Genomic DNA, 24,021 nt, shown 5'->3' with positions numbered 1-24,021 from the left:
TCAAGTGTGGGAGGGGGCTTGCCCCCGATGAGGCCCGCAAGGCCGGCCGGGATTAACGCTCGTGCAACGCTTCGGCCCGCGCCTTGATGATCGGCTTGAGCAGGTAGCTGAGGATGCTTTTCTTGCCGGTGATGATGTCCACCGAAGCGACCATGCCGGGGATGATCAGCAGCGGCTTCTCGTCGGTGCCCAGGTGGCTGCGGTCGGTGCGCAGGGTGATCATGTAGTAGGTGGTTTTCTTGTCTTCATCGGTGATGGTGTCGGCGCCGATGCGTTCGAGCTTGGCCTTCAGGCCACCGTAGATGGTGTAGTCATAGGCGGTGAACTTGACCACCGCTTCTTGCCCTGGGTGCAGGAAGGCGATGTCTTGCGGGCGGATCTTGGCTTCCACCAGCAGGGTGTCGTTCAGCGGCACGATTTCCACCATGTCGCTGCCCGGCTGGATCACGCCGCCGACGGTATTGACCAGCAACTGCTTGACGATCCCGCGCACCGGCGAGGTGACCAGGGTACGGCTGACACGGTCTTCCAGGGCCCGGCCGGTGGATTCGGCCTTGTTCAGTTCGGTGCGGGCCTCGTTGAGCTGGGTCAGGGCTTCGCTGCGGAATTTGCCGCGGGTTTCGTCGATCTTGCGCTGCACTTCCTTGATCGCCGATTCGGCGCGGGGGATTGCCAGGGTGGTGGCGTCCAACTGACCCCGGGTTTCCATTTCAGCACGCTTGAGGCGCAGCACTTCCACCGGCGACACCGCGCCCTGGGCCACCAGTGGCTCGGACATGTTGATTTCCTGGCGTTGCAGGGACAACTGGCTGCGGTACTGGCCTTGCTTGGAGGTGAACTCGCGCAGTTCCTGCTGGCGCTGCACCAGTTGCTCCTGCAAGCCGCCGACTTCGTCTTTCAATTGCTGGCGGCGGCTTTCATACAGCGAGCGCTCGTTGGCGGCCTGGCTTGGCGCGGCCTTGAGCACCTCGTCGGGAATGTTAAGCGGGCGATCATCCACTTGCGCGCTCAGGCGCTCGACGCGCAGTTGCATGGCCAGGCGCAGGGCTTCGGTTTCGCCGGCGTTGGACACAAACCGCGTGTCATCCAGGCGAATCAACGGCGCACCGGCCTCGACGATCTGGCCTTCCTTTACATACAGCTCGGCGACGATACCGCCTTCCAGGTTCTGGATTTTCTGCAGCTTGGACGACGGAATCGCCTTGCCGTCGCCACGGGTCACTTCGTCGATGCTGGAAAAGCCCGCCCAGGTCACCAGGAACAGGAAGAAGGCGATGATGGCCCAGATGGTCAGGCGGATGACCCGCGGCGCATCTTCGATCAGCGCTTTGTTGACCTCGGGCAGCGGCTGGCCCTGCAGCGAGTCGGAACCTTTGAAATAGCGGCCGACCGCGCTCTTGATAGAGTTAAGCAACACTGATCTGCCCCTTCTTCAACGCTTCCATGACCACGGCTTTCGGGCCGTCCGCGAGAATTTGCCCACGGTCGACCACCAGCAGGCGGTCGACCAGGGAGAGCAGCGAGGCACGGTGCGTCACCAGTACCACCGTCTTGTTTTGCACCACGGCTTGCAGGCGTTGTTTCAAGCGTTCTTCACCGGTGTTGTCCATCGCGCTGGTGGGTTCGTCCAGCAGCAGGATAGGCGGGTTGAGCAGCAGCGCACGGGCCAGGGCGACGTTCTGGCGCTGGCCGCCGGACAGGTTCTGCCCGCGCTCGCCGACTTGCAGCTCGTAGCCTTGCGGGTGCAGGCGCGCGAATTCATGCACGCCGGCCAGTTCCGCCGCTTGCAGGACCATTTCATCCTCGACATAACGTGCGCCGCTGACCAGGTTGTCGCGCAGGGTGCCGGCCAGCAATTGGATATCCTGGGCGACGTAGCCGATGTTGTGGCGCAGTTCGCTGACATCGATCTGGCGCACGTCCACACCGTCCACCAGCAACGCGCCGGAGTCGGGCTGGTAAAGGCCGACGATCAGTTTGGCCAGGGAGCTTTTGCCCGAACCACTGCGGCCGATGATGCCGATTTTTTCCCCTGGCTTGATCACCAGGTTGATGTTTTTCAGTGCAGCGTTCTGTTGGTTCGGGTACGTGAAGTTCAGGCCCCGGCACTCGATGGCGCCCTGCAGGGTGCGGCGGCTCATGGGGCGCTCGTCGAAGTTGCGCTCCTGGGGCAGTTCCATCATCTGGTCCACCGAGGTCATGGTGACCTTGGCTTGCTGGTAACGCGTGAGCAGGCCCGACAGCGAGGCCAGCGGGCTCAACGCGCGGCCGCTGAGCATGTAGCAGGCGATCAGGCCACCCATGCTCAGGTTGCCGTCGATGATCTGGTACACGCCGAACACGATCATGATCACGCCGGCCAGTTGCTGGATCAGCAGGGTCATGTTCATCGACAGGCCCGACAGCAACTTCACCCGCAGCTCGAGCCGGCTCAAGGTGCCGATGGTCTGCTCCCAGCCGTACTGGCGTTCGCTCTCGGCATTGTTGACCTTGACCGCATCCAGCCCGGCGAGGGTTTCGATCAGGCTGGACTGGCGCTCGGCGGCCAGGGCCATGGTGCGTTCCATGGTCGCAACCAAAGGCTTCTGCAGGGCGTAGCCGATGCCCAGGGCAATCGGAAAGGCCAGCACCGGAATCCACACCAGATGACCACCAAGGATGGCGATCACCACGAAGATCAGCAGCGTGAACGGCAGGTCGATCAGGCTGGTGAGGGTCAGCGAGGCGAGGAAGTCGCGCAGGCTCTGAAACTCATGGATGTTCTGCGCAAAGCTGCCGACCCGCGCCGGGCGGTATTTCATCGACATACCGACGATGCGCTCGAACAGCGTGGCAGAGATGATCAGGTCGGTTTTTTTACCGGCCAGGTCCAGGCACAGGCTGCGCAGGCTTTTGAGCACCAGGTCGAACAGGTACGCGCCGCAGATGCCCACGGCCAGCACCCACAGGGTAGCGGTGGCCTGGTTCGGTACCACGCGGTCGTACACGTTCATCACGAACAGCGGCGCGGCCATGGCGATGATGTTGATCAAGAAGCTGGCGGCGATGGCGTCGGTATACAACCAGCGCGAACGCTTGAGCGTGTCACGAAACCAGGACCGCGCCCGCGGGATCAGGGTGCCGTGGTTGACGTCGAATTTGTGCTGCGGCTGGGCGAAGAAGACTTTGCCGATGTAGTCGTCGGCCAGCAGCTCGCGCTTGATCAGCACTTCACCGCCGTCGCTTTCGCTGAGCAGCACGCGCGCCTGGTCGTCGCCCTCCCAACCGACCAGCACGGTACTGCGCCCGTCCTTGAGCAACAGCAGCGCCGGCAACGCGATGGTCGGGATCTGTTCGAGCTTGCGTTGCAGCAACCTGCCCTGCAGGCCGGCACGCGCGGCGGCACGCGACAGCAACTCGGCACTCAGGCGCTGCGAAGGCAACGGCAGGCCAGTGGTGAGCATGGCCGCGCTGGCCGGTTTCTGATGCAGGGCGCAGAGTGCCAACAACCCGTCAAGTAACGGGTCGTCGTGCAGCGTGCGTGGATCGTGACTGAGATGAACTCGACTGACTTCGGATTCCACGCGGTGCACTCTCGACTAACAGATGGGGCTATGGGTGACTCAGTTCATCCCAGGCAGCTGGACTTTGGGCTTCACATCGTTTTGCACGATGGAGGCCATTGGAGCGACTACGCCTTGGCTTTTGAGCAATTGGCCCATGGTCGCCTTGATTCGGTACTGAGTAAATAACTGAATGTTCTTGATCTCCTCCAGACGACGCGAAGCGGTGAACAATTCGTTCTCACTGTCGAGCAAGTCCAACAGGGTACGTTGGCCCAGGCTGAACTGTTGCTGGTAGGAGGTGCGCACGCGGGTGCTGTGGTCCACATACTGCTGGGCCACCGGCAACTGCGCGTTGGCATTGTTCAGGGCGTTCCAGGCCAGGCCCAGTTCCTCATTGAGCTGACGCAGGGCGTTGTTGCGGATGTCCAGGGCCTGGCTGGTCTGGTACGACTTCGATTGCAGGTCGGCCTTGTTACTGCCACCGGCAAACAGGTTGAAGCGCATACGCACCATGGCTTCCCAGCCATTGCTGTGGTTGGCGTCACCGGAAACGTTGTTGTCGGCGTTGGTGCCAAGCTCAGCGTCAAAGCGCGGGTAGAAGCTGGACTTGGCGGCATCGTATTGCTTTTCGGCGGCAGAGATGTCCGACTCGGCCGAGCGCAGCACCGGGCTGTTGTCGAGCATCTGGCGACGCGCTTCATTCAAGTCGGCCGGGAGCATGGCCATGAACGGCGCCGGGCGTTCGAGCTGGTCGGGCATCTGGCCAACGGCGCTGAGGTAGTTGGTTTGCGCATCCGCCAGGTTGGTCTGCTCGGTGATCAGGTTGTTGCGGGCCTGGGCCAGACGCGCTTCGGCCTGGTCCTGGTCGGCGCCGTTACCCACGCCGCGCTGGGTGCGCAACTTGATCTGATCGTAAATGCGTTCGTGGTTGCGCAAGTTGTCTTCGGCCAGGCGCACGAACTCGCGGCGGGTCAACACTTCCAGATAGACCTGGGCGACGGTCAACGCGGTGCGCTCGGACGTACCGAGCAGGGAATAGGCACGGGAGTTGACGTTGGCTTGTTGACGCCCGACTTCGCTGGAGGTGGCGAAACCGTCAAAAATCATTTGCTGCAGGCGCAGGCTGGATTCGCCGCGGTTCAGCGTGTCCCAGTGATTGCCACTGGTGCCATTATTGGCGCGGGTGGTGGCGTTGTCGGTGCCTTCGCGGCCATAGCCGGCGTTCAGGTCGACGCGAGGCAGGTAACCGCCTTGGGCTGCACGCAACTGGTAATCGGCGGCAATTCGGCTGTTCACACCGGCCTGAATTTCAGGGTGCACATCCAGCGCCTGCTGCATGGCTTGGGGCAGTGTTTGGGCTTGGACGAAACTGGCGGCGAGGACGAACGGTATTGCCTTGAGCAGGTGCAGACGCATTAAAAAATTCCCCAGGACTTCTTGTCTCAAATCACAGCGATTGGCGCCGCCGCGTCGGATAATGGCTACCGTAATGACCGTACGTCGGAAAGTTCAAAAAGCGGAACTGCTTCACACATGTAGGACGGTTCGCCGCATAAATATCAATGTGACATTACGGAGGCGATTGTTTAGGATGGCGACCATAAGGTCAATAGTTTGGCATAAACAAGATAACTAAAAAATCTAGCCAATAATTTGACGTCAGTAACTATCTAGACTACGTCCCCTCCAGTTTGGCCCTCTTCCTGAGCGGCCACATGGAAATCATCAGAAACGGATCGCCGGAGAAATATTTAATGAGCAATGTTGTTGCCATCGTCAAAAGCATTGTTGGTCAAGTGTTCGTTATTTCTCCGGAAGGAACACGCCGTGTTCTGGTTGAGGGTGATCGCCTGTTCGCGGGCGATCAGGTTGACACCGGCCTGTCCGGCGCGGTGAGCCTGGAATTGGCGGATGGGCGCACGTTAGACCTGGGTCGTGACACCCAGTGGAGCGCCGACATGCCGGACTCCACTGCCGACCTGGCCGCCGCCACCGAACAGGCCGCGCCGTCGGTTGCCGAACTGCAGCAAGCCATCGCCGCAGGCGCCGACCCGACCACCGACCTGGAAGCCACTGCCGCCGGTGCCACCGCTGCCGGTAATGGTGCTGCGGGCGGGGGCCACAGCTTTGTGGTACTGGACGCGACCGCCGGCCGTGTCGACCCGACCATTGGTTTCCCGACCGGACCACTGGGCCAGGGCACCTCTGCACTTAATACGCTCACTGGCGCCCAAGGCTCCACTGATGCGGGCAACCAGCTGCTGCAGCCGTCGACGCTGTCCCTGAGCGCAACCCCGACGATCACCGAAGCCGGTGGCGTGCTGACCTACACCGCCACCGTGACCCAGGCGTCCACCAGCGACTTGACCGTCACCCTGTCCAACGGCGCGGTGATTACCATCCCGTCCGGCCAACTGACCGGCACCGTCAACGTCCCCCTGGCACCCAACGACAGCCCGTACATCGACGCCAGCCAGATCAGCGTCAACGTCACCGGCACCTCCGGCGGCAATAACCTGGTGCTGACCCTCGACCCTAACCCGGCCGTGACGCAGATTACCGACACGATCGATACCACCACCGTTACGCTGACGGCGGGTTCAAGCGTGACCGAAGGCGGTCAGATTACTTACACCGCGACGTTGACTAACCCGGCGCAGACGCCGGTGAACGTCACCTTGAGCAATGGCTCGGTGATTACCATCAAGGCGGGTGAGTCAGTCGGCACAGTGGTCGTCGATACCCCGGCCAACGACGTCTACGTCAACGGTTCGACTGTCAGCACCACCATCACCGGTGCTACCGGCGGCAACTTTGAGAATCTGGTGCCGAGCACGGCGCCTGCGGTCACCACGATTACTGATTCGGTTGATACCACCACTGTCACGCTGACGGCGGGCTCGAATGTCACCGAAGGCGGTCAGATCACTTACACCGCTACCCTGACCAACCCTGCGCAGACGCCGGTGACTGTCACTTTGAGCAATGGCTCGGTGATTACCATCAAGGCGGGTGAATCAGTCGGCACAGTGGTCGTCGATACACCGGCCAACGATGTCTACGTTAATGGTTCGACTGTCAGCACCACCATCACCGGTGCAACCGGCGGCAACTTTGAGAATCTGGTGCCGAGCACGGCGCCTGCGGTCACCACGATTACTGATTCGGTTGATACCACCACTGTCACGCTGACGGCGGGCTCGAATGTCACCGAAGGCGGTCAGATCACTTACACCGCGACCTTGACTAACCCGGCGCAGACGCCGGTGACTGTCACTTTGAGCAATGGCTCGGTGATTACCATCAAGGCGGGTGAGTCAGTCGGCACAGTGGTCGTCGATACCCCGGCCAACGACGTCTACGTTAATGGGTCGACTGTCAGCACTACGATCACCGGTGCTACCGGCGGCAACTTTGAAAACCTGGTGCCGAGCACAACGCCTGCGGTCACCACGATTACTGATTCGGTCGACACCACCACCGTCACGCTGACGGCGGGCTCGAATGTCACTGAAGGCGGTCAGATCACTTACACCGCGACCTTGACTAACCCGGCGCAGACGCCGGTGACTGTCACTTTGAGCAATGGCTCGGTGATTACCATCAAGGCGGGTGAGTCAGTCGGCACAGTGGTCGTCGATACACCGGCTAACGACGTCTACGTTAATGGTTCGACTGTCAGCACCACTATTACCGGTGCAACCGGCGGCAACTTTGAAAGCCTGGTGCCGAGCACGACGCCTGCCGTTACCACGATTACTGATTCGGTCGACACCACCACCGTCACGCTGACGGCGGGTTCGACTGTGACCGAAGGCGGGCAGATCACCTACACCGCGACCCTGACCAACCCGGCCCAGACGCCGGTGAACGTCACCTTGAGCAATGGCTCGGTGATTACCATCAAGGCTGGGGAGTCGGTAGGCACAGTGGTGGTCGATACCCCGGCTAACGATGTCTACGTTAATGGGTCGACTGTCAGCACCACTATTACCGGTGCAACCGGCGGCAATTTTGAAAGCCTGGTACCGAGCACGACGCCTGCCGTCACCACCATTACCGACTCCATCGACACCACGACCGTCACCCTGACAGCACCGGCCGTGGCGAGCGAAGGTGGGCAGATTACGTACACGGCGACGCTTTCCAATAAGGCGGAAACAGATGTAACGCTGAAACTGGATAACGGCTCGTCGATCACTATCAAGGCTGGCGATACCGTCGGCACTGTGACTGTGCCTGCGCCAAGCGATGACGTGTTTGTCGACAAGAGCACTCAGACTGTTCAGATCACTGAGACGGCTGGCGGCAACTTCGAAAAACTGGAAGTTGCGGGCAACGGTGCAACGACCACGATCAACGACACTATCGACAAAGTTGACGTCGTCCTGACCGCAACTCCTACCGTGGGTGAAGGCGGCAACATCGTCTACACCGCTACCCTTGTGGATAAAAACGGCACGCCGGTGACCAACATCACCAACCCGTTGACCGTCACGTTGGATAACGGCCAGAGCATCACCATTGGTATAAACCAATCGAGCGGTAGCGTTTCGGTTATAGCTTCGGATGATGTGTACAAAGGCGACCAGACCGTCACCACTGCTATCAAAGGCGTCACCGGTGGCGAGCATTTCGAGAACCTGGTGCCGGGTACTACTCCGGTTAACACCACCGTTACCGACACACCGGGTACCGACAACGCCACCACCGTCACGCTGACCGCGCCAAACGCCGTCAACGAAGGTGGTCAGATCACCTACACCGCGACCTTGAGCAACAAGGCCGGCAGTGACGTCACCCTGAAATTGGACAACGGCTCGTCGATCACTATCAAGGCTGGCGACACCGTCGGCACCGTGACTGTTCCCGCGCCTACCGATGACGTGTTCATCGATAAGGGCACTCAGACTGTTCAGATCACCGAGACCACTGGCGGCAACTTCGAAAAACTGGAAGTTGCAGGCAATGGCGCAACCACCACGATCAACGACACCATCGACAAAGTTGACGTCGTTCTGACCGCCACTCCTGCCGTTGGCGAAGGCGGCAATATCGTCTACACCGCTACCCTTGTGGATAAAAACGGCACGCCGGTGAGCAACATCACCAACCCGCTGACCGTCACGTTGGATAACGGCCAAAGCATCACCATTGGCGTCAATCAGTCGAGCGGCAGCGTTTCGATTGCTGCGCCGAATGATGTCTACAAAGGCGATCAAACCGTCACCACCGCTATCAAAGGCGTGACCGGTGGCGAGCACTTCGAAAATCTAGTGCCAGGTACCGCGCCGGTTAACACCACTGTTACCGACACACCGAGCACTGACAACACCACCACCGTCACACTGACCGCGCCAACCGCAGTCAACGAAGGTGGTCAGATCACCTACACCGCGACCTTGAGCAACAAGGCGGGTACTGACGTCACCCTGAAACTCGATAACGGTTCTTCGATCACCATTAAGGCTGGCGACACCGTCGGTACTGTGACTGTGCCTGCGCCAAGCGATGACGTGTTCATCGATAAGAGCACTCAGACCGTCAAGATCACCGACGCTGCCGGCGGCAACTTCGAAAAACTGGAAGTTGCGGGCAACGGTGCAACCACCACGATCAACGACACTATCGACAAGGTCGATGTGGTTCTGACCGCTACCAACACCGTTGGCGAAGGCGGCAACATCGTCTACACCGCCAGCCTTGTGGATAAAAACGGCACGCCGGTGACTAACATCACCAACCCGCTGACCGTCACCCTGGATAACGGCCAGAGCATCACCATCGGCGTGAATCAGTCGATCGGTTCTGTTTCGGTTGTTGCACCGGATGACGTTTACAAAGGCGATCAGACCGTCACCACCGCTATCAAAGGCGTGACCGGTGGGGAGCATTTCGAAAACCTGGTGCCGGGTACTACAGCGGTTAACACCACAGTTACCGACACACCAGCTACAGCGGATGCCACTACCGTAACGTTGACTGCGCCAAGCGCGGTTAACGAAGGTGGACAAATCACCTACACCGCGACCTTGAGCAACAAGGCCGGTACTGATGTCACGCTGAAGCTGGACAACGGCTCGTCGATCACCATCAAAGCGGGCGACACCGTCGGCACCGTGACTGTTCCAGCGCCGACTGATGATGTGTTCATCGACAAGAGCACTCAGACCGTCAAGATCACCGACGCTGCCGGCGGCAACTTCGAAAAACTGGAAGTTGCGGGCAATGGTGCAACTACCACAATCAACGACACCATCGACAAAGTCGACGTAGTCCTGACCGCCACTCCTACCATTGGTGAAGGTGGCAATATCGTCTACACCGCTACCCTTGTGGATAAAAACGGAACGCCGGTGACCAACATCACCAATCCGCTGACCGTCACCCTGGATAACGGCAAAACCATCACTATCGGCGTGAACCAGTCCAGCGGCACGCTCACCACGGTGGCGCCAAACGACGTTTATAAAGGCGATCAAACCGTCACCACCGCTATCAAAGGCGTGACGGGTGGCGAGCACTTTGAAAACTTGGTTCCGGGTACTACGCCGGTGAATACCACCGTCACGGATACCCCGGGCTCATCTGATACCACTACCGTCACACTGACCGCGCCAAGCGCCGTCAACGAAGGTGGTCAGATCACGTACACCGCTACGCTCTCTAATAAAGCTGGCAGTGACGTCACCCTGAAGCTGGATAATGGCTCGTCGATTACTATCAAGGCTGGCGATACCGTCGGCACTGTGACCGTGCCAGCACCGACTGATGATGTGTTCATCGACAAAAGCACTCAAACGGTCAAGATCACCGACGCTGCCGGCGGCAACTTCGAAAAACTGGAAGTTGCGGGCAATGGTGCAACTACCACAATCAACGACACCATCGACAAGGTCGACGTCGTTCTGACCGCCACGCCTACCGTCGGCGAAGGCGGCAATATCGTCTACACCGCTACCCTTGTGGATAAAAACGGCACGCCGGTGAGCAACATCGCCAACCCGCTGACTGTCACCCTGGATAACGGCCAGAGCATCACCATTGGTGTGAACCAGTCCAGCGGTACAGTCACCGCCGTGGCACCAAACGATGTTTACAAAGGCGATCAAACCGTCACCACCGCCATCAAAGGCGTGACCGGTGGCGAGCACTTTGAAAACCTGGTGCCAGGCACTACAGCGGTGAACACCACCGTTACCGACACACCGGGTACCGACAACACCACCACCGTAACGCTTACCGCGCCAAGTGCCGTCAACGAAGGTGGCCAAATCACCTACACCGCGACCTTGAGCAACAAGGCCGGTACCGACGTCACCCTGAAGCTGGACAACGGTTCTTCGATCACGATCAAGGCTGGCGATACCGTCGGCACCGTGACTGTTCCAGCGCCGACCGATGACGTGTTCATCGACAAGAACACTCAGACCGTCAAGATCACCGACACTACTGGCGGCAACTTCGAAAAACTGGAAGTTGCGGGCAACGGCGCAACCACCACAATCAACGACACCATCGACAAAGTTGACGTCGTTCTGACCGCCACGCCTACCGTCGGCGAAGGTAGCAACATTGTCTACACCGCTACCCTTGTGGATAAAAACGGCGTACCGGTGAGCAACATCACCAATCCGCTGACCGTCACTCTCGACAACGGAAAAACCATCACCATCGGTGTGAACCAGTCCAGCGGTACAGTCACCGCCGTGGCACCGAACGACGTTTACAAAGGGGATCAAACCGTCACTACCGCTATCAAAGGCGTGACTGGCGGCGAGCACTTTGAAAACTTGGTGCCGGGTACTACGCCAGTTAACACTACCGTCACGGACAACCCAGGCACTGATAACACCACCACCGTAACACTGACTGCGCCGAGTGCCGTTAATGAAGGTGGTCAGATTACGTACACCGCTACGCTTTCCAATAAAGCGGGCAGTGACGTTACGCTGAAACTCGATAACGGTTCTTCGATCACCATCAAAGCTGGCGATACCGTCGGCACCGTGACTGTGCCTGCTCCGACTGATGACGTGTTTATCGATAAGAGCACTCAAACGGTCAAGATCACCGACGCTTCCGGCGGCAACTTCGAAAAACTGGAAGTCGCGGGCAACGGTGCAACCACCACGATCAACGACACCATCGACAAAGTCGACGTAGTCCTGACCGCCACTCCTACCGTCGGCGAAGGCGGCAACATCGTCTACACCGCTACCCTTGTGGATAAAAACGGCACGCCGGTGAGCAACATCACCAACCCGCTGACCGTCACCCTGGATAACGGCCAGAGCATCACCATCGGTGTAAACCAGTCCAGCGGTACAGTCACCGCCGTTGCACCAAACGACGTCTACAAAGGCGATCAAACCGTCACCACCGCCATCAAAGGCGTGACCGGTGGCGAGCATTTTGAAAACCTGGTGCCAGGCACCACAGCAGTGAACACCACCGTCACCGACACCCCGGGCAGCACCGACCTCACCAGCGTCACGCTGACTGCGCCAAGCGCCGTCAACGAAGGTGGCCAGATCACCTACACCGCTACCCTGAGCAACAAAGCCGGCAGCGACATGGTGGTCCAGTTGGACAACGGCTCCAGCATCACCATCAAGCAAGGTGCAACCGTGGGCACGGTGACTGTGCCTGCTCCGACCGATGACGTGTTCATCGACAAGAGCACACAGACCGTCAAGATCACGGGTACCAGCGGCGGTAATTTCGAGGGTGTGACGGTCACTCCGGGCGGCGCGACCACCACGATCAACGACACCATCGACAAAGTTGACGTAGTCCTGACCGCCACTCCTACCATTGGTGAAGGTGGCAACATCGTCTACACCGCTACCCTTGTGGATAAAAACGGAACGCCGGTGACCAACATCACCAATCCGCTGACCGTCACCCTGGATAACGGCAAAACCATCACTATCGGCGTGAACCAGTCCAGCGGCACGCTCACCACGGTGGCGCCAAACGACGTTTATAAAGGCGATCAAACCGTCACCACCGCTATCAAAGGCGTGACCGGTGACGAGCACTTTGAAAACTTGGTTCCGGGTACTACGCCGGTGAATACCACCGTCACGGATACCCCGGGCTCATCTGATACCACTACCGTCACACTGACCGCGCCAAGCGCAGTCAACGAAGGTGGTCAGATCACGTACACCGCTACGCTCTCTAATAAAGCTGGCAGTGACGTCACGCTGAAACTCGATAACGGCTCGTCGATCACTATCAAAGCGGGCGACACCGTCGGCACTGTGACCGTGCCAGCACCGACTGATGATGTGTTCATCGACAAGAGCACTCAGACCGTCAAGATCACCGACGCTTCCGGCGGCAACTTCGAAAAACTGGAAGTCGCGGGCAACGGCGCAACCACCACGATCAACGACACTATCGACAAGGTCGACGTCGTTCTGACCGCCACTCCTACCGTCGGCGAAGGCGGCAACATCGTCTACACCGCTAGCCTTGTGGATAAAAACGGCGTACCGGTGACCAACATCACCAATCCGCTGACGGTCACCCTGGATAACGGCAAAACCATCACTATCGGCGTGAACCAGTCCAGCGGCACGCTCACCACAGTGGCGCCAAACGACGTCTACAAAGGCGATCAGACCGTCACCACCGCCATCAAAGGCGTGACCGGTGGCGAGCATTTCGAAAACCTGGTGCCGGGTACTACACCGGTTAACACCACCGTTACCGACACACCGGGTACCGACAATGCCACCACTGTCACGCTGACCGCGCCAACCGCAGTCAACGAAGGTGGGCAGGTTACGTACACAGCGACGCTTTCCAACAAAGCAGGCAGCGACGTCACCCTGAAGTTGGATAACGGTTCGAGCATTACTATCAAGGCTGGCGACACCGTCGGTACTGTGACTGTGCCTGCGCCTACTGATGACGTGTTCATCGACAAGAGCACTCAAACAGTCAAGATCACCGACGCGACTGGCGGCAACTTCGAAAAACTGGAAGTCGCGGGCAACGGCGCAACCACCACGATCAACGACACCATCGACAAAGTCGACGTGGTTCTGACCGCCACCAAGACCGTTGGCGAAGGCGGCGATATCGTCTACACCGCCAGCCTTGTGGATAAAAACGGCACGCCGGTGAGCAACATCACCAATCCGCTGACTGTCACCTTGGATAACGGCAAAACCATCACCATCGGTGTAAACCAGTCCAGCGGTTCTGTTTCGGTTGTTGCACCGGATGACGTTTACAAAGGCGATCAAACCGTCACCACCGCCATCAAAGGCGTGACCGGTGGCGAGCACTTTGAAAATCTGGTACCCGGCACCACGGCGGTGAATACCACCGTCACGGATACCCCGGGCTCATCTGATACCACCACCGTTACGCTGACTGCGCCAAGCGCTGTCACCGAAGGTGGCCAGATCACCTACACCGCGACCTTGAGCAACAAGGCCGGTACCGACGTCACGCTGAAGCTGGACAACGGTTCGAGCATCATCATCAAGGCTGGCGATACCGTCGGCACTGTGACTGTCCCAGCGCCTAGCGATGACGTGTTCATCGATAAGAGCACTCAAACGGTCAAGATCACCGACGCTTCCGGCGGCAACTTCGAAAAACTGGAAGTCGCGGGCAATGGCGCAACCACTACGATCAACGACACCATCGACAAGGTCGACGTAGTCCTGACCGCCACCCCTACCGTCGGTGAAGGCGGCAACATCGTCTACACCGCCAGCCTTGTGGATAAAAACGGCGCACTGGTGAGCAACATCACCAATCCGCTGACCGTCACTCTGGGTAACGGCCAAAGCATCACCATCGGTGTGAACCAATCCAGCGGCACGGTCACCACCGTGGCTCCAAACGACGTCTACAAGGGCGATCAAACCGTCACCACCGCCATTAAAGGCGTCACCGGTGGCGAGCATTTCGAAAACCTGGTGCCAGGTACTACAGCGGTTAACACCACTGTCACGGATACTCCGGGCACAGCTGATACCACTACCGTCACCCTGACCGCGCCAAGTGCGGTTAACGAAGGTGGTCAGATCACCTACACCGCGACGCTCTCTAATAAAGCGGGCGGTGACGTCACGCTGAAGTTGGATAACGGTTCGAGCATCACCATCAAGGCCGGCGACACCGTCGGTACAGTGACTGTGCCTGCCCCTACCGATGACGTGTTCATCGATAAGAGCACCCAGACCGTCAAGATCACCGACGCAACTGGCGGCAACTTCGAGAAGCTTGCAGTCGCAGGCAACGGCGCAACCACCACGATCAACGACACCATCGACAAGGTCGACGTAGTCCTGACCGCCACGCCTACCGTCGGCGAAGGCGGCAACATCGTCTACACCGCCAGCCTTGTGGATAAAAACGGCGCACTGGTGACCAACATCACCAATCCGCTGACTGTCACCCTGGATAACGGCAAAACCATCACCATCGGTGTAAACCAATCCAGCGGCACGGTCACCACCGTGGCACCAAACGACGTGTACAAAGGCGATCAAACCGTCACCACCGCTATCAAAGGCGTGACCGGTGGCGAGCATTTTGAAAACCTGGTGCCAGGCACCACAGCAGTGAACACCACCGTCACCGACACCCCAGGCAGCACCGACCTCACCAGCGTCACGCTGACTGCGCCAAGCGCCGTCAATGAAGGTGGCCAGATCACCTACACCGCTACCCTGAGCAACAAAGCCGGCAGCGACATGGTGGTCCAGTTGGACAACGGCTCGAGCATCACCATCAAGCAAGGTGCAACCGTGGGCACGGTGACTGTGCCTGCTCCGACCGATGACGTGTTCATCGACAAGAGCACACAGACCGTCAAGATCACGGGTACCAGCGGCGGTAATTTCGAGGGTGTGACGGTCACTCCGGGCGGCGCGACCACCACGATCAACGACACCATCGACGACGTGACCGTGGTGCTCAAGGCCACCGGTTCGGTCAGCGAGGGCGGGCAGATCGTCTACACCGCGTCGCTGGTCGACAAGAATGGCGTGGCAGTGAACAACGTGGGTTCCGACCTGGTAGTGAAGCTGGATAACGGCTCGACCATTACCATCGGCAACGGCAAATCCAGCAACTTCACTACAGCCACCGCCGCGAACGATGCGTATATCGGCGCCAATGACGTCACGGCCAAAATCAATGCCGTCGTCAGCGGCGGTGACAAATACGAGCACTTGATTGTCGATGGCAGCACCGTAGTCACCAAAGTCACGGACGTGGTCACCAACACTACCCTCAGCATCGGCGGCGACGCTTCGGTGAGCGAGGGCGGTACGGCGCACTACACCCTGACCTTGAGCAACCCGGCGCAAACCGATGTGACCGTTACGCTCAAGTACAGCGGCACGGCCACCGACGGTTCGGACTTCAATGGCGTGTACACCGTGAAGATCCCGGCCGGCGCCAGTAGCGTGCCGTTTGATATCCGCACCCTTGACGACAGGATCACCGAGCCGACTGAAAAAATCGTCATCACCATCGACAAGGCCACCGGGGGTAATTTCGAGAACCTGGTGATCGACAAGGGCACGGTCAGCACGGACATCCTCGATAACGATGCGCCACCGGTGATCGACCTGGACGCCAACAATTCCAGCGGCGCCAGCGGCAACGACTACAAGACCACCTTCACCGAAGGTACCGCCGGGCCGGGTGTGTCGATTGCCGACACCGATATCAAGATCACCGACCCGGACAGCACGATGCTCACCGGCGCAACGGTCACGCTGACCAACGCGCAAGCCGGTGATGCACTGAACCTGGGCAACAGCGTGAATGGCATCAGCGTCAGTACCAACAACCTGACAGGCACCATCACGGTGACGTTGTCGGGTAGCGCGACGCTGGCTGACTACATGCAGCGTATCCAGAACATCACGTTCACCAACAACAGCCATGACCCAAGCACCACGCCACGCACCATTACCGTGACCGTGACCGACGGCGGCAACTACTCCAACGTCGCCACCACCACGGTCAACGTGGTAGCCGTCAACGACGCGCCAGTGGCTACAGGTGGGGCGGTGACCGGCACTGAAGACACTGCGCTGGCCTTGACCTGGGCAAACTTCGGCGTGACCGACGTGGACTCGCCAGCAGCCAGCCTCGGCGTGAAAATCACCGACCTGCCGGTTGCCGGCAAGCTGCAATACCTGGCAGCCGATGGCACGACCTGGACCAACGTGACCAGCGGCCAGACCTTCACCAAAGCCCAGATCGATGGCGGCCAGTTGCGCTTTATGCCGAACGCCAACGAGTCCGGCGCAGACGGTTATGGCGGCACCAGCATTGGTAACAAGCAGGCCGATTACGCGCAGTTCAAGTTCCAGCCAACCGACGGCAAGGACCTGGGCACCAGCGCCACGGTGAAGGTGGATATCACCCCGGTGGCCGACGCACCAACCCTGAGTGTGGCCGACAACAACGTCAACTCGGTTGGCCTGGTCAAACAGACCTGGAGCAGCATTTCCGGGCTGGGCAACTCCGGCAACGGTGCCGCGCCGGATGCGTTGAAAAAAGCCATCGACGGCGCAGGCACGCCGAACAGCACCGCGGTGGTGACCAATGTGGAGTCCACTACCGACGTCGCTCCAGGTTCAGGCGGAAAAATCTCCGGCCTGATGTACATGGAAGCGGGCAAGAACTACACCTTCAGCGGCGTCGCCGACGACAGCCTGCTGATCAACATCGGCGGCAAGGACGTGGCCAGCGGCCTGTGGGGCACCAACAGCGGCAAGTTCAGCGGCACGTTCACGCCGTCGGTCAGCGGTTACTACAGCGTTGAGATCTATCAAGCCAACCAGGCGGGCCCCGGCAGCTATGACGTCAACCTGTCGGTCAATGGCGGCGCAGTCCAGAACTTGAGCACCAGCAACGTCCCGCTGTACACCGGCATCACCGACCTGACCAACGCCGGCGTGACCGTGTCCGACCTGCATGGCAGCAACGGTGACGGCTACTACGTGGGCTACAAGCTCAATGAAGGCCAGGAAAACGGCAGCGTGAAGCTGTCCAAGATCACTACCGCGCTGACCGATACCGATGGATCGGAAACCCTGGCCGTGAAGATCAGTGGCGTTCCGGCAGGTTCGGTGCTTACCGATGCGTCGGGGCACACTTTCACCGCGACTAAAACCGTGGGCGAAGTCAACGTCAACGGCTGGGACCTGAGTACCCTGACCATCAAGCCGCCGACTTACTACAGCGGCCAGTTCAACCTGACAGTCACCTCGACCTCTACCGAAAGCATCGGCGGTTCGGCGACCACCACCGCGCAATTGCCCGTGACGGTGTACCCGGCGACCTATAACTCGGTGACCGGCACGTCGGGCAGCGACTCGATCGTTGGCAGCGATGGCAACGACATCGTCGTGGCGGATATCGGCGGCCTGAACGTGGTGCAAGGCAAGAACTACAACATCGCGTTCATGGTGGACAGTTCCGGCAGCATGAGCACCGCGTCGATCAACGCGGCAAAAGCTTCGTTGACCTCGGTGTTCAACTCGCTCAAGGACAGCCTGGGCACTAACACGTCGGGCACGGTGAATATCTTCCTGGCCGACTTCGATAGCCAGGTGAACAAGTCGGTCGCGATCAACCTGAATGCCCCCAATGCACTGGCCCAGCTCAAAGCGGTGCTGGACTCGATGGTGTCAGAAGGCGGCACCAACTACGAAGACGTGTTCAAGACCACCGCCAACTTCTTCCAGAGCGACCTGGCGACCAAAAACACCGGTGCGACCAACCTGACGTACTTCATCACCGACGGCCAGCCGACGTTCTACCAGAGCGGCGAGCAGACCAACCTGACGCTGTATGGCAACGTCAAGTTCGATGATGTGGTGACGACGGCCAACTACACCCCCGGGACCTCGGTCGGCAAGTACTTGGATAACACCCATTACTTCAGCATCGACACCTCGGGTGCCGCTCAACTGCAAACCTGGAACGGCTTCTGGTGGACGGCCGCCAATCTGGGCCTGGTCCGTGCCCAGGGCGACGGCACCTTTGAGCTATCCAATCTTGACGGCCGAGGCAACAGCACCGACGCGGCAACATTGGCTAATTCCAAGAGCGCCTTCGCGCTGCTGGGCGGGCTGTCGCAAGTGGAGGCGATCGGCATCAACAGCGACGTCAGCCTCAGCGACCTGAAGCCTTACGACAGCGATGGCAAGCCACAGGCCAATATCGATCCGAAGGACCTGGCCAATGCCATCCTCGGTCATACCGAGGCGACGCTGCCAGGTGCGGACAGCATCAGCGGTGGCGACGGCAATGACATTCTCTTTGGCGACCTGGTGAGCTTCAGCGGGGTGACCGGTGAGGGTTACAACGCCCTGCAGGCCTTTGTTGCCCAGAAAGCTGGCGTGGCGGTTTCGTCGATCACCACGTCGAACGTGCACCAGTACGTCACCGAGCATTACGCAGACTTCGACGTCTCCGGCGCCAAAGATGGCAACGACACGCTGCTCGGCGGCGCTGGCGATGACATTCTGTTCGGTCAGGGCGGCAACGACGTGCTGGACGGCGGCAAGGGCAATGACATCCTGCTGGGCGGTACCGGCAACGACACGTTGATCGGCGGTCAGGGCAACGACATCCTGATCGGCGGTTCGGGTGCCGACACCTTCGTGTGGAAAGCGGGCGACACCGGCAACGACGTGATCAAGGACTTCAAGGCGTCGGAAGGTGATCGAATTGATCTGCGTGACCTGTTGAAGGGCGAGACCGACAGCACCATCGACAACTACCTGAAGATCACCACGGTAGAAGGTGTGTCGACTCTGCAAGTGAGCAGCGAAGGCAAGCTGAACGCCGCGGGCGGCCTGGCCAATGCCGATGTGACCATCAAGCTGGAAGGCAACGATTGGTCGCACACCAGCATCAACTCGCTGATCAGCGGTGCCGACCCGACCATCAAGATCGATCACACCGCCTAAGCTTCGGTTTATCGGCCGCCCTCAAGGCGGCCGATTTATTTGGGCGATACGTTGCTGGCCCTGGCGGTCGGTTGCATCGCATACTCGCGCTATCAGCACACGGCCAGCCTATGCGGCTAAACGTGTGTGGCTCATTTTCGAGGGGTTCTTATGTTTTACGTGCAACGTGATGCACAGGGCGCGTTGAGTCGCGTAGAGGCCGCCGCCTTTGCCGAATCCACCGAAACGCTGCCGGCCGATCACCATGAGATCCAGGCCTGGTACGCCAACGAAGTGGTGGAAACCAGCCTGGCCCAGCTCAAGCAGAGTGACCTGGAGATGATCCGGGTACTGGACGACTTGATCCAGGTGCTCACGCGCAAGGGCGTCATCAGCGTGACCGACCTGCCTCCCGCGGCCCAGGCCAAACTGATGGACCGTAATCAGGCACGGGAAGCGTTGGGTGGCTTGAGCCAGTTGATCAATGACGATGAGAAAGGGCTTATTTAATTCCTGAAGCCAAACCGGATAGAAATGTGGGAGGGGGCTTGCTCCCGATAGCGGTGCACCAGTCACTGAAGATATTGGCTGATTGACCGTTATCGGGAGCAAGCCCCCTCCCACATGGGTTCTGCGTTATTTCCAGGGTGCAGGCTCGCCGAACAACTGCCCCTGCACACCAAAAATCCCCATCTCGCGAATCACCTTCAGCTCACCCTCGGTCTCCACACGTTCGGCAATCAACGGCAGATCGATGCTGTGGGCCGCGCGCTGGATGGCTTCGATAAACAGGCGCTTGTCGCTTTCCTGGTCGATGGCACGGATGTAACTGCCGTCGATCTTCAAGTACGCCAGGCCCAGGCGTGCCAGGTTGCCGATCATGCTGAAACGCCCACCGAAACGCTGAAGGCTCAGAGAGAAGCCCAGCTCGCGCAGGCGCTGGGTCATTTGCTCCAGCACGAGCTGTTCAGGCAGTTGCTCTTCACCAATCTCCAGCGTGAGGCGTGGGCCCAGGTTGCTGTGCTGGCGCAGCAGGTCATAAATGCGCTGCAGTGCCTGAGGGTCCTGCAAGGTCGCGGCTGACAGGTTCAGCGCCAGGTTATGACTGTGGCCGATCATCTGTTTGAGTACTTGCTCCAGCATCATGTGGTCCAGGCGCGCAGACCAGCCGAAACGCTCGAGCCACGGCAGGAAACGCCCGGCAGGGATGGTATGGCCGTCAAGGTCTTGCAGGCGCGACAGCACCTTGTAGTGCAACACCAATTGCGGATCCTGGCTGGCAACGACCGGCTGGAAGTACAGCTCGAAACGCTGTTGGGTCAGCGCCTGATCCAGCAACGTGTGCCAGGCATGGTGATCGTCACCGACGCTGGCGGCAGCGCTGTGATCGAGGCACACCCACGTGGTGTCACCCTGCCCTTCTGCCTGAGCCAGGGCTTGGTCGGCGAGGGTCAGCAGCGCCTGCGGCGCATCGCCATGGTTGAACGGTGCCAGGCCGATATAGGCCACGGGCGCAACGTCGCTGGCCCCGGTGGCTTGCAGGCTGTGCAAGGTGCTTTCGAGGTTCTGTGCCAATTGCAGCGCTTCTTCACGCGTCAGCCCAGGCGCCAGCACAGCGAATTCGCCACCCCGGATACGGGTAACTAGGTTATGGGTTTCCGGGTACGGCTCGCACTGGCGCAGCAGTTGTTCGCCGACCGCTTGCAGCAACTGGTCGGTACGTTGGCCCCCCATGCGCTGGTTCAGGCCGGCCAGGTCCTTGACGCGCAACACCAGCAAGTAGCCGGAACTGGTTTCTTCGGGGTTGCTGACGCGGGCGTTGAGTTGCATCTCGAAATAACGGCGGTTGGCAAGGCCGGTGAGGTTGTCCTGGTAGGATTCGGTGCGCAGCTTTTCACTGCGCTCGGCCTGCTCCTGGAACAGTGCCTTGAGCTTTTCCACCATTTGGTTCATCGCCTGTACCACACGGCGTAATTCCGGCGTGCGTGGCAGGTCGGGCAGACTGAGGAATTCTCGACGGGCGATCGCGTGGGACTGTTTGACCATGTAGTCCAGCGGCTTGAGTTGCCGGCGCAGCAACAACCCACCGAGCACCACGCTCACTGCACCGCACAGCAGCAACCAGCCGAGGCTGCCCAAGGCGCTCTGCCAGAGTTTGGCCAGGGCAAACATCGGATGGCTGACTACCTCGACTCGCGCCGCCTGCTCCCACCCACGGCTCACCAGCGCATCCCCACCGGCCGGCTCCAGGCCGATCAATTTTACAAACCAGTTGGGCACGCCGTTGTTGTCGGGTATACCGCTGCGCTCGACGATGGTTTTGTCCGTGGCCAGGTCCACCACACGGATGCTCGCGTAGTAGCCGCTGTCGAAGATCGAGCTGACCAGCAACTCGACCATCGCCGGGTCATCGATATTGGGGGTGAGCGACAGCGCCAGCGCCGTGGCGGCGTCCTGCGCATGGGAGCGCAACTGGTTGACGTATTGCGTGCGCGAACTTTCCAGGCTGACCATGAAGCTGCCGCTGAAGGCGACCACCAGGAACAGACAGATTGCGATCAATAGCTGTTTGAACAGAGACATCCGATCAGTTACTCCTAGTTGGCAGGCTCGGCTGGAAAGCCTTCCGCACGCATTTTTTTCAACACATCCTGCCAGCGCGACAAGCGTTTGGTATCACCGACCTTCTTGTTGCCCTTGGCACCGGGCAAGTACAACCCCTCGGCATTGAATGAATACACCGGGATCAAATCGGTACGACGGGTTGCCGGCAGGATGTCATCCATCAGGCTGTCGAGCACCAGCGGGATGGCGTCGGGGGTCGAATAGTAGGTCAAGACCATATGCGCGCGATTCTGACGCAAGGCCTTGACGTAGGTAATGCGCAATTTGTCGCTGGACACGCCCAGGTGACGCAAACTGAAATACTTGGCGATGGCGTAGTCTTCGCAGTCACCGGCGCCCTTCCAGAGTGCCTCGATGGGTGTCTCCCAATAGTCGACCGCGTGCCAGAGATCGATGTCTTCCACGTAGGTCATTTGTTTATTGAAAAACAAGTTAACAACCTTGAGCTGTTCTGGCTCGCTGACCTGTTTTTCGCTGGTCAGCAGCCGCTGCCAGGCGTCAATACGCTGCTGGCCCTCGCCCAATGGCCCGTACAAGGCGCTAGCCTTGCGGCTGATCTGCGAGAAATCCCAATCGGCATGCAGCCCGCCAAGCATCAGGCCGGCCAATAAGATCGCTGATAAAAGCCAGCAAAAAACTCGATAGGGAATAAAACTTACCGCCAAGGCGTTCAGTCCATGAGAAGAGACGGAATTTCAAGGGATGGTGAAGCTTCGTCTCACAAAAAACAATGGCATAGTGAGATCATTCATCAGCAGAACGAGTTTATAACCGCCTCCTGTGAGACGCATAAAAATCACACTGTAGGCCCTTACAAACGGAAACTTTGGTTGTTTGACAAGTGCCTGGGCCATCTCTAGTGTGCTTTGGATCCAATAACCACACTTTATTATTCAGGAAGGAGGGTAGCGTAACCGTGACGCCGAAGCCGAACCCTTTAAGCAGTATCAAGGTCAATGGGCCAATTCCCGCTCATCTTGCCCGCGCCGTTATTGAAGAAACGTTGCGCAACGCCATTCTAGACGGACGGTTGCCCTGTGGCACCGCGATGCGCCAGCAAGAGCTTGCCAGCCTGTTCGGCGTCAGCCGCATGCCGGTGCGTGAGGCTTTGCGCCAGTTGGAGGCACAGTCCCTGCTGCATGTGGTGACCCACAAGGGTGCTGTGGTTGCTCCATTGATCGAGGATAATTCGGCCGAAACCTATGCCCTGCGCCTGCTATTGGAGTCCGAGGCCTTGCGCTTGTCGATCCCATTGCTCACTGAGTCTGATACCGCCGAGGCAGAGGCCTATATCGATGCGCTGGAGTGTGAAAAGGACTACAGCGAGATCGGTCGCCTCAATCGTCTGTTTCACATGGTCTTGTATGGCAAGGCGCCAAACCATCGCCTGCTCAAACTGGTGGAGCATGGACTGAATGAAGAGGAGCGTTTTCTGCGCTTCAACCTCGAGTCGATGGGACTGGGCGAGACGTCACAGGAAGATCACCGCGAACTGCTGCGCCTGGTAATGCAGAAGAAAACCGAAGAGAGCGTCCTGACACTACGTAATCACCTGATGCGAGGCATGGAGGTCATCAATACCTACCTCAATAGCCTCGAAACTGCGGATAGAAACGGCACATCGTAAGGCGTTCGCACCTTTCCTTGAACCTTTGCATCGCGGGGTTACCTTCCTTATCAGGAAGCGTCCCGCGTTGATAACGCTGTAAACAAACTGGCAACCCTTAGTTAGATCAGCGCTATATAAGGAAATCTCTCACGCTTAAAAATACCTGTTTCCGTCGTAAGCTTTCGCTCGAAAAAACAACTCATACATTTACAAACTCATCTAAACGTTTATCCAGCTTATTATCACAAACCGACTCAATAAACCCTGTCCATCAGCTGCCCGCGTATTGCAT

8 protein-coding genes are annotated in these 24,021 nt (G+C 59.1%); 3 read left to right on the top strand and 5 right to left on the bottom strand.

Annotated features, from left to right (window positions below):
* Positions 1-52: 52 nt before the first annotated feature.
* The 3 genes from C4J94_RS00660 to C4J94_RS00650 are packed head-to-tail and all read right to left on the bottom strand — an operon-like array spanning position 53 to position 4,961.
* A complete protein-coding gene (locus tag C4J94_RS00660) occupies positions 53-1,417 on the bottom strand; it encodes an HlyD family type I secretion periplasmic adaptor subunit (protein WP_124384539.1) in 1,365 nt (454 codons plus the stop codon).
* Complete coding sequence (locus C4J94_RS00655) at positions 1,407-3,563, bottom strand: type I secretion system permease/ATPase (protein ID WP_124384538.1); 2,157 nt, start codon at positions 3,561-3,563, stop codon at positions 1,407-1,409. Before C4J94_RS00655 ends, C4J94_RS00660 begins: the two co-directional genes overlap by 11 nt.
* 39 nt (positions 3,564-3,602) lie before the next feature.
* Positions 3,603-4,961, bottom strand: a complete 1,359-nt coding sequence (locus C4J94_RS00650; protein WP_124384537.1) for a TolC family outer membrane protein — start codon at positions 4,959-4,961, stop codon at positions 3,603-3,605.
* A gap of 338 nt (positions 4,962-5,299) precedes the next feature.
* Here C4J94_RS00650 and C4J94_RS00645 point away from each other — a divergent pair, with 338 nt between their 5' ends.
* Both C4J94_RS00645 and C4J94_RS00640 read left to right on the top strand, forming a co-directional pair.
* Positions 5,300-19,516: a retention module-containing protein gene (locus C4J94_RS00645; protein WP_124384536.1), complete on the top strand. Its 14,217-nt coding sequence runs from the start codon at positions 5,300-5,302 to the stop codon at positions 19,514-19,516.
* A 150-nt stretch (positions 19,517-19,666) separates the two neighbouring features.
* Positions 19,667-20,005: a hypothetical protein gene (locus C4J94_RS00640; protein ID WP_057725300.1), complete on the top strand. Its 339-nt coding sequence runs from the start codon at positions 19,667-19,669 to the stop codon at positions 20,003-20,005.
* 126 nt (positions 20,006-20,131) lie between these two features.
* Here C4J94_RS00640 and lapD read toward each other — a convergent pair whose 3' ends face one another.
* Both lapD and lapG read right to left on the bottom strand, forming a co-directional pair.
* Positions 20,132-22,078, bottom strand: a complete 1,947-nt coding sequence (lapD, locus tag C4J94_RS00635) for a cyclic di-GMP receptor LapD (protein WP_124384535.1) — start codon at positions 22,076-22,078, stop codon at positions 20,132-20,134.
* Between the two features lie 14 nt (positions 22,079-22,092).
* Positions 22,093-22,785, bottom strand: coding sequence for a cysteine protease LapG (lapG, locus tag C4J94_RS00630; RefSeq protein WP_124384534.1), 693 nt, complete (start codon positions 22,783-22,785; stop codon positions 22,093-22,095).
* Positions 22,786-23,036: 251 nt separating this feature from the next.
* Here lapG and C4J94_RS00625 point away from each other — a divergent pair, with 251 nt between their 5' ends.
* Positions 23,037-23,747 (top strand): GntR family transcriptional regulator, encoded by a 711-nt coding sequence (locus C4J94_RS00625; protein ID WP_124384533.1) that lies wholly within the window; start codon positions 23,037-23,039, stop codon positions 23,745-23,747.
* Positions 23,748-24,021: the final 274 nt, after the last annotated feature.

This window comes from Pseudomonas sp. R5-89-07 (assembly GCF_003851685.1).
Lineage (GTDB): Bacteria > Pseudomonadota > Gammaproteobacteria > Pseudomonadales > Pseudomonadaceae > Aquipseudomonas.
The sequence above is the reverse complement of the archived record's forward strand: the minus strand, read 5'-3'. Positions and strand labels throughout refer to the sequence as shown.

Bases quoted from the DNA above. Each gene is read 5' to 3' on its own strand.
- C4J94_RS00645 (WP_124384536.1), top strand. From the start codon at position 5,300: ATGAGCAATGTTGTTGCCATCGTCAAAAGCATTGTTGGTCAAGTGTTC.
- lapD (WP_124384535.1), bottom strand. From the start codon at position 22,078: ATGTCTCTGTTCAAACAGCTATTGATCGCAATCTGTCTGTTCCTGGTG.
- C4J94_RS00640 (WP_057725300.1), top strand. From the start codon at position 19,667: ATGTTTTACGTGCAACGTGATGCACAGGGCGCGTTGAGTCGCGTAGAG.
- C4J94_RS00650 (WP_124384537.1), bottom strand. From the start codon at position 4,961: ATGCGTCTGCACCTGCTCAAGGCAATACCGTTCGTCCTCGCCGCCAGT.